Below are 13,991 nucleotides of genomic sequence, written 5' to 3'. Positions count from 1 at the left end.
CATCCCACCAGCACATACGCCCGACACAAGGCGATACCTCATGTGCAAGATCCACCATACCATCCGTGTCCAGGGCCGATACATTTTTCGGCGCCGTGTCCATTTCCGAAATATTATCTCCAAGCCGATTATGGTCGCTCTTCGCACCGCCGATCCAAAGGTGGCGAGGCGGCGCGCGGCACTTCTGGCTGCACGCTTTGCCGACGTGAAGCTGAGCGTGGAAATGATGCTGGAAACCAACCAAGCGCTTACCGGGGACGAGATCGAGGCGATTTTTCGCCAGGAGCTTGAGGCCGAACTCACCCGGAATCTCCATGACGCCTACGAAAACGCGCCTTGGTCCAGCAGCGTCGGTGAGGCTGCACAGGCGTTGGCTGAAGCCTTCCGAATCGCTCGCCGACCGAATCGGCCTCGTGAGCTGACTGATACTGACCGCGCACAGCTCACGGCGAGGGGCCTCGGAGGCGAAATTCCGCAGATCGAGGAATACCTCGCAGAATTTTGCCACGAGATTTCCGAGTTGGAGGTCAAAGGGCGATTGCGCGCGATTGGACGGATGAGCGCAGATGGTCTAATCGAGCCAGCCCGTAGCCATATGCTGCGAGCTCGAGCTGACGCCTGGTTGCGCACGACACGGATATTCGATGACGTGGTGACTGATGCACCCAACCCGCTTCATGCTCTGCTGACAGGGCATGGAGGGGAGGTCAGCGTGACCCCAGCCTCGCTGATGCCCGCACCGGTATCGCACGGAAAGGCGGAGTGCCAGTTCCAGATATATGTTCCGAAACGGTTCACCGAGGTCATCGAGACCGTCATTGCCGAGCTCAAGGCGGACGGGGTTTGGAAGGGTGACCTAAAGCAACAACGGCGAATCATGGAGACCTTCGCCTGGATCACAAACGACCTGCCACTGGGCGATTACAACCACACACACGTGGCTGAATTCAAGGCCGGGCTTCGTAAACTCCCGGCCAATTTTTCCTTCGGCACGCGGACCCGGGGCGCAATGTCGCGGCCATTTGCGGACGTAATCGCGGAGATGTCTGCCAAGGCCTCGGAAGCGGAACGAAACGACAAGGCCATGTTGTCTGTCAAAGACCCGGAACCGGAACGAAACGACAAAACCATCAACCGGGACCTCTCGACGATGGCTACGGTTGCGAAGCACCTTGCCGGCACAGCCTGGAAATCCAAGTCGCCGGGTGCTGTCATCATGGATTTCGGCGCTGTACGAATTGCGATCAAGGATGACGACGATCTCGATTTGCGGCCGCCTTGGACAACCGCCCATATGCGGTGCCTGTTCGGTTCGCCGATTTACACAGGCGGAGGCGGTCCGCTCAAGCGCCTGAAGTGCGTGGAGCGCGGTGAGACTGTATGGCATGATGCTGCCTACTTCGCGCCGCTCATCTGGTATTACACGCAGGCTTGCCGGGAGGAAATCTGCGGCCTTGAGGTCGATGAAATTCACACCGATGGACCGGTGAGCTATCTTCACATCAAGGACAACGTCACCCGCGGCCGGGACGGCGAAAAGGGAGGCGAGAAGCGCCGAGCGCGTCGCCGAAAGCTACCGATCCATCCCGAACTGATCCGATTGGGCTTTCTGGACTATGCACAGGCGATCCGAGCCGAGGGCCATTGCGCGCTGTTCCCGGAACTCTATCTGCAGTCCGAAAAGCGGGGCGGCGCGCATTTCTATGAGCGGGCTTGGCAGCACATGTTCGATTACATTGCCGACAGGATGGAAATTCCCGTCAACGAGCGGGGGAAGGGGCCTGACATCCACTCTATCAGAGCGCTGGGCAGCAGCTTCTACGAAGTGGATGAAGTGAACCCGATCCTGCGCTGTGACGTCATGGGGCACGCTCGGGAAGGCACCAATGCCAAGCATTATTCGAAGCGTATGGCGACGGAGGGTGAGGATGTTGTACTGGCGGAACGGCTGGCATTTATCCAACGCTATGTCCCGGTGATCACGGGCGATATCGTTGCACATCCCATTCGCCTTCTGCCATTGGAGCAGCGATCTAGGATCGGCTCGTCCAGAGAGCGAAAGCAAAGGAAAGACAGCGGCGTCAGCCGCTCCCAATGAGCGTATCGCGGACCTCAGCAAAAGGCTGTTAGTGTTGTGGTTGATCTATCTTACGTCAATTCGCCCACAAACATCCGTATCGGTTGTCAGTCATTCTGGTGCTGGATCAGCCGGGGATATGGATGGCTACCCCGTTAGCAGGTATGCCTCAATCGACCGTCCGGTGAAGGACAATGAACTCGGTGTTGGCAATCAGCGCCCGCATGGCGTCCGTCATCTGACCGGGCCAAGCCTGCAGGATATCGAGATCGATGCGCCGACCGCTTTCCTCCAGGATTTCAGCGGCCAGGAGAAGCGCTTCCTCGCTTGGTCGCTTCGCAATCCATCGCCTGAGGGCCGCTGCGACGGCGGGCCAAGATAGACCGGCTTCGAGGACGCGTTCTATATCCAGCGAGACGAAGTGCTTGTCACCGGCCAACCGGTCAAAGAGCTCAGGCAGCCGTCCCTCGTCCCAGCAATTGGGCGAGCTGGAAAGTCTCGGATCGAGCAGCTGCCGGCGAAGGCTGAACCAGCCGGCGCTGTTGCAGCCCTCGGCCAGCCAGTTGAGGTCATGGTCATCGATTGCGTCGAAATATGGTTCGAGGCCCGCGATCTGTTCGGGTCGGGTCAGGCCGGGATGGCCTCGCTGCTTTATGCCGAAGCGCGACGTCAGGAACCGGAACATTTGCGCAGGTTCTGGAGCAGCAGCGATTGCTTCGGCAGCGCGCTCATGCAGGATCGGTGTCGCCACATACAGTGCCGCCTGCACGAGCTCGGGAGATGTTGAAGCCGCCTCCCAATGCTCCAGCAGCAATGCCTCTGCCGTCTCTCGCGAGAGGCGGATCAATGCCTCGAACAGCGAACGATCGATTTCAAAGCGCAGATTTTCTGATTTCGCTAACTGGGCCTTACGCTGCTCCAACACCGCCTGCAGCGCGGCAGTGAGTTCATCGGACCAGACTGTGCGGGTGAACTGCCACCAATATTGTCGGTGGTCGCCTTTCAGCTTTGGCAACAGGAGGGGGATCGCTTCGGCATCGCCCCGCTCAAGTCGCCGCCGCAGGATGCGATCGCTGAGCAGCTCGTCGCCCTGCCAGGCGCGCAGGTGACCGAGGTCATCGTCGCCCCAGCTCGACACCCAAAGATCGAAGGCGGCGATGCGAGCATGCGCATCGTCTGCGCTGTCCTGCCAATGCGCTCTCAACCAGGCCCGGTTCCTTGCCGACATGTGAATGCCATATTCATCGGCATAGCGCTCCCAGTGATCCAGACCTTTGCGGAAGTTGACGAAATACCAGTCTTCGGATTTCGCACGCGCCCGCGCCATTGCGCGGACGCAGAATTCGATGGCTGCTGGATGATCGACGGCATGCAGCAGATAGTAGATTTGCCAGGCGAGGTCGTCCTGCTCGCCGCGCAGGGCGAGATACGCGATGGCGGGGCCTGGAGGCCGGCGCTCGAACTCCCATCGTATATCGCTATTGGCGAAATCATCGCGCGGCGAAGGCATGCCGCCCTCACGCTCTATCGGCAAGGCTGCCCAGGCCGCGCAGATCGGCTCGAGGACCCTCTGCGCACTGTGCGACGTGCAACAATACGAGAGTGCCCAGAAATAGTCGTCGAGCCGATCGCCCCGCGCCTCGTCAGCATCCCAACTAGCGCTGATCGCTGGCAAAAGGCGTGGATCTGCTAGGCAGCCTGCCAGAATGAGCAAGGCTCGCCGGACATCGCCTGTGGTCGTCGCGTCCTCAAGCCGCTGTGACAGCGCGTCCGCCAGCGTAGCGGCATGGGTGAGCTTAGCGTGATCGATTTGTCGTTGACGCCATTGCGCGCGGCTGGAGGAATGGGGTCTAAGGCAATCCTCGATACCGGCCTCAAGCTCGCCATTACGCAGTCGCGCCATACGGCTATGCGGTGTGCTGTCGGGAAATGCCTTCGCTAAGGTAACAATGTCCGGACCTTCGGCGTCCATCACCACAACCGCCATTTCGTCCCGCAGGGCGCGCTTGTCAGTACCGCGGTTCGAAGGGGTCGCCAGCCATTCAATTGCAACCCTAGTCAGCACGGACCGCGCCTCGGTGCCATGATGGACGCGCTTGAGTGCATGAAAGACCGCCAACGGATTGCCGGTTCGCAGCCGATCGACAAGGATGCTGTCGTCCAGGCGATCAAGCAGCAGCGCGCCAAATACGGCGGCCAGATAAGGATCGGCCAACAGGTCATCGTCGAGCGCCGCGCTATCCTGCAGCGCTCCCGCGGCCGCGGCGAGCAAATGGTCCCGCACGCGGTCGTGCCGGAAGCCGATCTTTTGTCTCAGCGCGCTGCCCTCAAGGCGGATTACTTCGCCGTGGAATGCGAGGTGGCGCAAGGCGTCCAAGTCGGCGGAAAGGGCGGGCCAAGCTGCAACTTCGCTCCAGATCGGCGACAACGCACGGCGCCGGAGCATTTCCTTGGCCATATTCACCAGTGCGGAGTGAAGTTCGCCAGTGGGCGTTACCGTTTGACTTTGGCAGCGTTGCAGCGAGCGTTCGACAAACTGAGCGATGACCGTGTCGGCGTCCGATACCGACCCAAATTCGTAGAGGCCGATGAGCAATGGATCATGGGCCAAAGCCGTCGAGACGGTATAGGCAGCCATCGTGCTAATCGGATAGCCGATCATCTGGGCTCTGGCTTCGAGAGCGGCGATGCCATCATGCTCGGTGAACGGCTTGGGTTGCAGGAGCAGCGGTTCGGCCAGGCGGCGCCCTTGCTCGGAAAGACCGTTCAGCATCTGCGGCCATGCCGGGCACAGGATACGCCATGCCGGTGCGCCGCGCCGCTCATCAGCAACTGGGTCGCCGGCCCATCGCGCAACCTTCTCGATCGCGCGGCTCGGATTTGCAGCGTGATTGATGTCTTCGACGACCAGCAACAAGGGGCGGGCTTGCGATGCGAGGGACAGCGCGCTCGGCGTATCCGACAAAGCGGGGTGGAGGCGACGCAACGCGCTAAACACTGCCCCGTTCAGCGAAGTGGCGGTATCGATGATATCTTCCGAAAGGATGAGCGCAAACCCGCCGCCTGCAATCCAATGAGCCATTGCGCGCAGGCATGCGACCGTCTTTCCCGAGCCGGATTCGCCGACGACGAAGCTCACGGCACGCCGTGATTGCAACAGCTGCCGGTCGACATCTCGCGCAATCCAACCGTTCGATATTTCAGGCGGTGCCAGCATTCCGAGGCTCACGCGGGAAAGATCGGCCAAGAGTTCGGGCGACAGTAGCTCTTGGTCGATCCCCAGAAACGTGCGGCGGATCGACTGGCCGGTCGGGTCGAGATCGAGCACTCGCGCTAGACGCACTCGCGACCAGATATCGATGGTGATGCCGTATTTCGCACCAAGCGCCACCGCATCGCGAACGAGCTTTTGGTCAGGTTCGTGGTTGGTGGTAAGGAACAGCGTCGCAACGAGGTCAGGCGTTCGTTCTCGTTCTTCCGCGACGATCTCCGCGGTCTTTGCGATATCGCCGATCCTGACTTTTTTTGTGGCAGACGGCTCGGTCATCCATTTCGCACGGAGGTCTCGTTCGGCTGCCGTCGTGTGATGGATAGCGACGATGTGTGGCGGTGTGGCGCCCCGCACGAAACCGATATTATCGACCGGCGATGCGCGCGTTCTGCCGTTTGCGTTAACGCCTTGCTGCATAATACCAGCGCAGAGCGGCTCCGCATGCTGGAGGACGCCGAGAGCCAACTGCTCGAAGCGACCCTCGTCGGTCATGTCAGCCAAGGCCTTTATCGTGCGCGGGTCCACGGTCAGGTTACGCCTTGAGCACGTTGGTCGAGAGAGAGCCGGATCGCTCGCGCATCAGTCGGCCAAGCATGGTCGCTTTCGACGTCGGGATGCCTGTGCGCATCGCAAGGCTTGGCGATCGCCGGAAATCCCACACGTTGCGCAGGCCGTGGTAGACGAGACCATAATCGGCTCTCATCTGACCGGCGCTTTCGCTTTTGTGCCTGCCCAAAGATTGGACGTAGCCTCAACCTTGACCGCGTCGGCCGGGAAGGGGGCGTCGAACTGGTACAGCTCCGCAAGCGGCGCGGTGAGCCATGTGTGCCACTGATTGGGCAGCAGGATGACCGGCGAACGGTCGTGGATGGGCTCAAGCTCCGGCGCATTGCCGGTCATCACGCCGGTGTAACAGTCGCCCCATTCGTCCGATGATCGCCAGAGCCCTGCCCATGCGAACAGCGGAGCGTCTTTCAGCGACAGCCAGGTTTCGGTCATCCGCCCGGGCGTGCCCACCGCTTCTGCATAGCGTGATGCGGGGATTAGACAGCGATTTTCGGGCTGCGAGGCCCAGCGTTTCCAGAACGCGTTTAGCTTGTCGAACCGAGCGTTGTTGACCGCTTTGGGCTTGAGCGGTTGGCCCTGCTTGCCACGCAGCACCACCGGAAACCCCCAGGTCATCTGCTCAAGTACCATCTGGCCCTCATGCTGCCGCACAACCCATCCAGGCTCTTTCGGATGCACCGTCGGCGGGCCAGCGTTATACTCTCGCAACAGCTTCGCGCTGAAGTGATCTTCGATCCGCTGGCGTTCACCAGGTTGGTAGCGGTTGCACATGCATGGAAGCTGCGGCGTGCCTGACCCCATGTCAATGTCAGCAGCGTAACGACGCGCCCAACGAGACCGCAGTTGCAGGCTGGGTCGCTCCAGCCGCATGGTCAGATACCAGTTGTCCAGCAGACCCATCAATGTGTTGATCCGGTGCTGCTGGCCGCTGTCTGATGTGCAAGCCCAGTCGTTGGAATCCATGAGTGCATCCCAGAATGCGTTGGCCTGCCACTGCTGTGCAGCGCGCATATGAGCCAGCCATTTGAGGGCTAGCCGCTGACCCCAAGTTCTTTCGACCTCGCCAGCTTGAGCCTGCGCAACCGCATCCTCTAGTGTCCGCAGGGCGATCAGCGCAACTTCCTTTCCAGTGGGTGAGGGGTGATCGAATCGCATCGGGTTGCTTAGAACATATTAGGAACAAACTCTGCAAGGCTGGCAGCGTCGAGGCTCGCATCGGTGGCAATGTTCGTCTGCGTTTACCCCGTCCCATGAACGCACACGCATGTGATTTCTGTAGGAAAATCGGCCCTGTGCGGCCCTTATGATCGAGATGAGTGAGGGGAAAAATTTCCTTCAGGCTCGGTCGTAAGGAAAACGACCATGACAGACATACCCATTCACGACGTCGATGAGGACGACACCTGGAGGTTCGATCCAGACCATGCGAACCTCAAAATCTTGCGAGAAGTCGGCCAGATCGGCCACTTTGTCCGCAACAAAGCAGCGGTCGAGCCAATCCGGCAGATCTGCCTTGTCGATACTGAAACGACCGGCACAGACCCGCAGGTCGACCAGATCATCGATTTGGCTTACCTTATCCTCGCGGTTGATGACGAGGACGACATCGTCGGCATTGTCTGCGCCGATCAGGCACTGTGCGATCCGATGATGCCAATCCCGGCACGGGTCTCGCTGTTGACCGGCCTGACGGATGAAATGGTTGCCGGCAAGGCGATCGATCTTGACCGGGTCGAACTAGATATCGCGAGCGTGGATGTGTTCATCGCCCACAACGCGGCGTTCGATGTCAGCTTTGTCCGGCAGTTGCTGCCGACGACGCAGAATGCGGCCTGGGCTTGCAGCTTAAAGGATTTCGACTGGCTGGCTGACGCCCAGCTTGGCGGCAAGGCACTGGGCCACTTGCTGATGGAAATCGGCTTCTTCCATAGCGGCCACAGGGCGATGGAAGACGTGGTCGCACTCCTGCACATACTTTCATACCGCCTTGCAGATGGTCGGACCGTTCTGAGCGCACTGCTGGCAAACGCAGAAGAGGATACGGTCAAGGTTGAAGCCGTGGGAGCACCTTACTCTGCCCGGATCCAACTCAAAGCGCGCGGATACCGGTGGGATCCGAAAGGACGCGCGTGGTGGACCGAGGTCGCCGAGCACGAGGTCGACGACGAAGAGCTCTGGCTGGGCCGTCAGGTGTTGCACAACGGGCCGTCTCCTCGGCTGACGCGCATCACCTGGCGCGAACGACATCGCTGAGATCGAGGGCGTGCTGGCAACCAGCGGCACGCCCAATCCCTTCAAATCAAATTGAAATGAGCATCCCAAGGTTGGGGAAAAATGCTCCTGCCCAAGGCAGCAACAAAAAGGAATAACACTATGAATGCCGTTTCCACATCGTCTGTAAGGCAGCAGAATTTCATGCATGCCTTGCGTTCGCAGATGGGGCTGCCCCTGCACCAATTAGTCAATGACGTGGTCGCGTACACGTTCGGCCAACCAATGGATATGCAAGTGGGTCTCGAGATGGCTCGGATCGCGCAGATAATCCAGAAAGACGCAGTCTACGTCAGTTTTGCCAACGATGCAGCGAGAAGGCCCAGCGGGTTCTCGGTAATCTATCGCGAGCTGCATATGGTCGATGTCATCGACAATTGTGTGCCTTTTGCCGCATCGGATTGTGAACCGGTTGTCCTCGTCAGCACCCGTGCGAACGAGCAATTCGCAATCGACAGCCGCGGCAGCCTTATCCGACTGCAGGGCAAGCCTGCCAACATCGCCGCTGGTAGGAAACTTGCCATGCAGCGAATTCTGGCAGCAGCCGCCACAATGGGTGATGCTCAAATGGCGGGCTGCCAGATCGTCCGTCCAGGGGACGCGCCCATTGCCCAGAATCCTCTGGCAGAGGCGATCGTCTGCTTCAGCTAAGCTCACCCTAACACCGGACACCTGTCCGCCCACCTGCAGTCAACACATTGCCAAAGGCCGTCCGATGGGCGGCCTTTGGCGCATTCAAGGACATTATTTATGCACAAGTTCACCTTCTACGATCTCGAATCCGTCTGGGACGAGCACCTCCACGAATCGTATCGCGCAATCGACCCTGCAGCGCAGCCGCACGTCCGATTGGCCAGCAAAAGGATCTTCGCCGCTGCGGCGTTCGACCTGACGCTCAGCGAGGATGGCAACATCAGCTGCGAGCGGATGTCCAGCTGGACGCAACACGATCACGGCGATGAGGAGGCAGTGGTGCGCGGCCTTTTCGACCATTTGCGCGCAAATCCGGATCGCGTTGCCGCTGCGTTCGGCAGCGTGGCAGTCGATCTGCCTCTGCTGACATTGGCGGCTATGGAGTATGGTCTGACCCTACCGGCCCAGCTTCTTCAGCGGCAGCATTTTCCGCGCTCGGGGCCAATCCGGCCACATCTGGATCTCGGCCTTTCGCTCAAGGGCTCGGGCAAAACGTGGACGCATCTGAGCGAGGTACTGATTCGCCTGGGCCTGCCTTCGCAGCTGATGGAAGGCAAGAAGCGTGTCGATTTTCCGACCGATCCGGCAGGCTGGGTAGCTGCGCGGGCCCACTGCGAGCTGGACACCGCGCTTCTCGCGATCGCAACGATGGCATGGCAGCGGACCCAAGGTCAGTGCAGTGTTGATCCGCAGATCGCCAGCTTCGTCATTCTGGATTGGCTCCGGCGTAACCGGCCGTTGCCGCAGGCCATGCAGGACAAGCTTGCGGCGATCTGCCTTACGGTGGCGGATGAGATATCAAGCCGCCTCATGCGCGCCGCCTAATCGATCGGGCCGGGGGAGGGAACTCCTCCGGCCTATTTTTACTATGCCTGTCATGCAACTTTAGGACATAGGAGGATTTTTTATAAATAATTACAGCACAATCTGAGTCCGGTATCATATATACCTAGAAAAGTACGAACAATACAAGTGCCAAGCCGATAGCAAACTTCCACCAATGCGAGTTCAGGAAATCAAATAGCTCTTTGGATTTAATTTGTGATTGAAGAAGTTCATGATCTTGGCCAGTAAGTATTTCAACCTGAAAATTTGATCCGCCACTTATTGGATCGTATTCTTCTGAAGAATGGATTCTAGCAGTATAAAATGGGGTAAGGTTGGTTCTCAGCCAATATAGGTGATCGTCATTTGAGACTTGGCCAATGTTGTTGCCATTGATAAAATGCGGTGTGCCATCACGGATGATATTCGCCTTTAATCCTTCCTCACTTTGAAAAAAGCGTATCTCAATTTTTCTATCGACACAGAGTGGTTCATATTTTTCTTTATCACTATCCCTGTCAGCTATACTGAATGGCTGGCGCATAAAGCAATCTATGATCTTTCTTGCCATGCTGAGTCCTAGAATTTTATTTAGCTAAATATGAATATATCGATATATTACAAATAAATATCGTCAAAACTATGAGGTCGCTATAATTACCGTCAGTAATGCCGCAATAATTCTCAGCAATTTATTTGCATTTGTATTTGACATCAGGCGCATCGATCGAGAGGTGGCCCATGGGTCGCCCGGCAGTGCCACCGCTGCGCTTCATGCCGCGTATCGCCCATCCTTCAACCGCCGCGCCATGCCGATGCCGGTGAGGGCATCGAGCACTGGGCGGACGGTGGCGGCGCGCTTGCCCTTGAAGCTCCTGGCGATGTCCTGCGCGGCCAGCGGGGCGCGGGCGGCAGTGAGGATGGACTGCACAGCGGTGACCTGTTCGGGCAGTGTCTTGGGCCAAAGGATGATATTGTCCGGCAACACCACGGCTGCCTCGCCGAAATCCATCGTCTCGTTGACCGGGGCCTTGTAACCGGGGTCCTGAAACTCGGGGCGCAGATAGCGGATCAGGCCGCGCGCCTCTTCGGCGGCGCGTTCCTTGTTCAGTGCGACCAGCCGGGTGAGGATGTCCTCGTCGGACAGGTCCACCGGCCAGCCATAGGCCTCAGCCACCAGCGCATCGATGGTATCATGGTGCTGGCGGACCAGCGTGACCAGCCCGCGATCATGCATATCGCGCTCCTGCTCGGTGAGCGCCCGGCCTTCCCGCAAGGCTTCTAGCACGTTGTAGAGCTTGGTCAGCGTCAGGTCTTCGTGTGTAGCGAGCACCCGCTTGCGCAGGGCGTCGAGCCCCTCTGCCTCGGTGCGGATGCGGTCCCTGAGCCGCTCGGGTACGTCGGCGGGGAAGGGGAAAGGCTGAAACGTGGTCGTATTTGTCCACGTAGGATCATTTCCAACGCCTAAACGCCCACCTGCGGCTAGAGCCCATGTGACATGGAATTTCGAGGACAACGTTCCGAGGAAAAAAGCATCGTCTGAAGCGATCACATAGAGCTTGTGGTCTGGCAAAGTTGCCGCATCTTGAAACGTGAAGACCTTATGCTTCGCGGTCTCAGCGGTAACGGCGTACCGCTTTAGGCCCGCAACGGCGCTTCGCATTGCGGGACGAGGGCGGCCAAAGATCCACCAGTTTTCCCGGAACAGCTTGTCTTTGTTTGCCTTCCGCTCAGGGAGCACATGGGTCAAGACATGCTGGAATAGAGCCGGAAAACCCTCTCTTGCTTGGACTTCCGAAAGTCCAAAGAAGTCGATGACCCATCTCGGCTCACCCCGTTGCATCACATCGCGTGCGATAACGTAAGGATGGACGCAGGCGGGCAGTTCTTCTCTTTTGATCCCTATGTCAGTCAATTGCTTCGCGTTTAGTCGGAAGCCTTCACCAACCAAAATTGGTCCTTGAAAAGACATGTCGGCGTTTGCCTTCAAAGGTGTAGCATCGGCGACAGCCGCCCCAACTGTCAGATCAGCGTGGATCAGCCCTCTCAGCTCACGAAATACCACCTCTGCCGAACCATCGCTCAGTTCTCTCTCTCTATCGATAACCCAGAGCTTGCCGCTCTCGCTCGATGTGGAGGCGACGGTCATTGCGACACGTACATCGGCTTCAGTTTCGGTATCGCGCCAAGGGTGATCAGGGATTGCAAACAAGATTTGCACAGCGTTCCGACCGGACATCGCCCGTTGCAAGACACGCCGTGATTGAGATTGGCCTATGCTGTTGGTCGTGATCAAACCGAACCGCCGCACAGCATCCGCCTTCGCAAGCTCACCGCACCGCTGCCACCAAAACATTACGAAATCAGAGGAACCCGCAACATCTGGATGAGCAACTCGAAGTGCGTCAACGTAAGGCTTCCCCAACCGCAACGGCATGCGCTTGCTGCCAATAAACGGTGGGTTGCCGACGATGAAATCCGCCTTGGGCCATTTCGCCGCGCGCGGCCTGGTGTAGCTGTACACCTCCACCCGTGCATCCTCGTCGGGCACCTTGCGGCCTGTAACCGGATGCAGCTTCATCGTCTCGCCGTCCCAGCGTGTGACGGGCTTTCCGTCCTCGCCCATCACCAGCTCGCGCTTGTCGTATTCGATCAGCGCATCGCGGTTCTCGATGGTGCGGATGTCCTTGAGGATCGGCTCGGGCGGGCTGCGGTCCTTGCCGTTCACCTTGAAATGCCATTGCAGATAGCCGATCCACAGCACCAGCTGTGCGATCGCTGCCGCGCGCGGGTTGATCTCGATGCCCAGAAAATTCTCGGGCGTGATAGTGTGGCCGGACAGCTCGGCCAGATACTGGTTGTCGCCCAGCTCGGCGAGCAGTTCCAGCGCCTCGCCCTCGAGCTCCTTCATCCGCGCCATCGCGACATAAAGGAAGTTGCCAGTCCCACACGCGGGGTCAAGCACCCTCGTCTGCGCCAGCTGCGCATGGAAGGCTTCGACAACTGCGCGGGCGGCATCGATCTTGTCCTCGCCCATCAGGCTTTCCACCGCGCCGCGCACCCCGTCCCAATCGCTGCGCAGCGGTTCCATGATGGTCGGCGCGATCAGCCGTTCGACATAGGCGCGCGGGGTGTAATGCGCGCCCAGCTTTGCGCGTTCCTTGGGGTTGAGCGCGCGTTCGAGCAGCGTGCCGAAGATCGCGGGCTCGACCTCGGTCCAGTCCTTGCCCGCCGCCTCGATCAGCACTTCCAGCTCAGCGCGCTCCAGCGGCAGCGCCTCGCGCGACTTGAATAGGTAACCGTTGAAGTGCTTCACGGGAAAGCCGAGGGACGGGGCGAATTCACCCTTGTCCATTGCGGTCCACAAGGCAGTCAGCTGGTGGTGCAGATGCTCGGGATGTTCGAGCTGGCCCTTCAGCAGGTCGGTGAACGACTTCTTGGGCAGCAGCACGCCGGTGTCTTCAGCGAACATCGTGAACAGGAGTCGCATGAGGAAGGCGCTGACGGCCTCGGCATTGTGTCCGCGCGCTTCGAGTCGTTTGGAGATGGTGGCGAGGTAATCGGCAATCTCGCGCGTAGCCTTGGCCGCACGGGTGGAGGGGTCGAGCGCCTTGGGGTTGGTCCAGATTAGCGCCAGCCGCTCGCGCACCTTCTCGTCATGCAGGTCGTTCAGCATGATGCGGTAGGACGCGCGGTCGGGGAACTGGGCATAGGCTTTGCCGGTACCGGTGAAATCCGCATAGACGTCGATGCAATAGCCGATGTCGGTGATCAGCAGGATCGGCGGCCAGCCGTGATCGGTCGGCAGCGCCTTGGCATAGCGTTCGGCCTGGCCCTTGGCCTGCAGCATCGCGCGGGTCCACCCCGGCGTGCCACGCCGCGCGGTTCCGCGCTTGACGCGCGCGCTGGCGGACTGGCCGAAGATGTCGAGATCATCATCCCCGCGCGCGGCTGCGGCACGGTCGCCCTCGCTGCCCTGCTTGGCCTCTAGGATGAAGCAGTCGCGCTTGTAGCAGTCGATGCGACCAAAGCTCTGCGTGCCGTCACCATTGTCCTGAAAGACGCGGCGCTCGAAAACATAGGCGTTGTGCGCATCGTCGGTGCGGCTGCCATCGGGCGCGGGCACGCCAATCAGCGCGCACAAGCAGTTGATGAAGCTCTGCGTATTGGCGAGTTCCGACCCGCCCGTATCGCGCCACTGCGCGATAAAAGCTTCAATCTGGTGCTGTGTGGAAGCGTCCCCCTGCATCGCTCCACATAAGCACCGGGCCGCTCGGGCGGCAATGG

9 protein-coding genes are annotated in these 13,991 nt (G+C 59.4%); 4 read left to right on the top strand and 5 right to left on the bottom strand.

The genetic code is table 11. The annotated features are described in order from the left end of the window. Nucleotides 1–40: 40 nt before the first annotated feature. Nucleotides 41–2,098, top strand: a complete 2,058-nt coding sequence (locus LI72_RS06835; protein ID WP_156139513.1) for a DUF6538 domain-containing protein — start codon at nt 41–43, stop codon at nt 2,096–2,098. Nucleotides 2,099–2,246: 148 nt separating this feature from the next. Here LI72_RS06835 and LI72_RS06830 read toward each other — a convergent pair whose 3' ends face one another. Genes LI72_RS06830 through LI72_RS20470 form a run of 3 tightly spaced genes read right to left on the bottom strand, consistent with a single transcriptional unit; the run spans nt 2,247 to nt 7,070 of the window. Beyond that, nucleotides 2,247–5,840 carry a hypothetical protein gene (locus tag LI72_RS06830; protein WP_156139512.1) on the bottom strand — a complete coding sequence of 1,198 codons (3,594 nt, stop codon included), beginning with the start codon at nt 5,838–5,840 and terminating at the stop codon, nt 2,247–2,249. A 40-nt stretch (nt 5,841–5,880) separates the two neighbouring features. Next, nucleotides 5,881–6,051 carry a hypothetical protein gene (locus LI72_RS19985; protein WP_156139511.1) on the bottom strand — a complete coding sequence of 57 codons (171 nt, stop codon included), beginning with the start codon at nt 6,049–6,051 and terminating at the stop codon, nt 5,881–5,883. Further along, nucleotides 6,048–7,070, bottom strand: a complete 1,023-nt coding sequence (locus LI72_RS20470; RefSeq protein WP_231562387.1) for an SOS response-associated peptidase — start codon at nt 7,068–7,070, stop codon at nt 6,048–6,050. The genes LI72_RS19985 and LI72_RS20470 overlap by 4 nt, the downstream gene beginning before the upstream one ends. A 207-nt stretch (nt 7,071–7,277) precedes the next feature. Here LI72_RS20470 and LI72_RS06815 point away from each other — a divergent pair, with 207 nt between their 5' ends. From LI72_RS06815 to LI72_RS06805, 3 genes are all read left to right on the top strand, one after another. Beyond that, complete coding sequence (locus LI72_RS06815; protein ID WP_052129571.1) at nt 7,278–8,168, top strand: 3'-5' exonuclease; 891 nt, start codon at nt 7,278–7,280, stop codon at nt 8,166–8,168. 120 nt (nt 8,169–8,288) lie between these two features. Next, nucleotides 8,289–8,837, top strand: a complete 549-nt coding sequence (locus tag LI72_RS06810; RefSeq protein ID WP_033925401.1) for a hypothetical protein — start codon at nt 8,289–8,291, stop codon at nt 8,835–8,837. A gap of 99 nt (nt 8,838–8,936) precedes the next feature. After that, nucleotides 8,937–9,704, top strand: a complete 768-nt coding sequence (locus LI72_RS06805) for a hypothetical protein (protein WP_033924992.1) — start codon at nt 8,937–8,939, stop codon at nt 9,702–9,704. Nucleotides 9,705–9,828: 124 nt separating this feature from the next. Here LI72_RS06805 and LI72_RS19980 read toward each other — a convergent pair whose 3' ends face one another. Together LI72_RS19980 and LI72_RS06800 are read right to left on the bottom strand one after the other, a co-directional pair. Further along, nucleotides 9,829–10,275, bottom strand: a complete 447-nt coding sequence (locus tag LI72_RS19980; RefSeq protein ID WP_156139510.1) for a hypothetical protein — start codon at nt 10,273–10,275, stop codon at nt 9,829–9,831. Between the two features lie 201 nt (nt 10,276–10,476). Beyond that, nucleotides 10,477–13,953: a class I SAM-dependent DNA methyltransferase gene (locus LI72_RS06800; RefSeq protein ID WP_033924991.1), complete on the bottom strand. Its 3,477-nt coding sequence runs from the start codon at nt 13,951–13,953 to the stop codon at nt 10,477–10,479. Between the last annotated feature and the right edge of the window lie 38 nt (nt 13,954–13,991).

The organism is Sphingomonas sp. 35-24ZXX, assembly GCF_000786215.1.
Classification (GTDB): Bacteria; Pseudomonadota; Alphaproteobacteria; order Sphingomonadales; family Sphingomonadaceae; genus Blastomonas.
The sequence above is the reverse complement of the archived record's forward strand: the minus strand, read 5'-3'. Positions and strand labels throughout refer to the sequence as shown.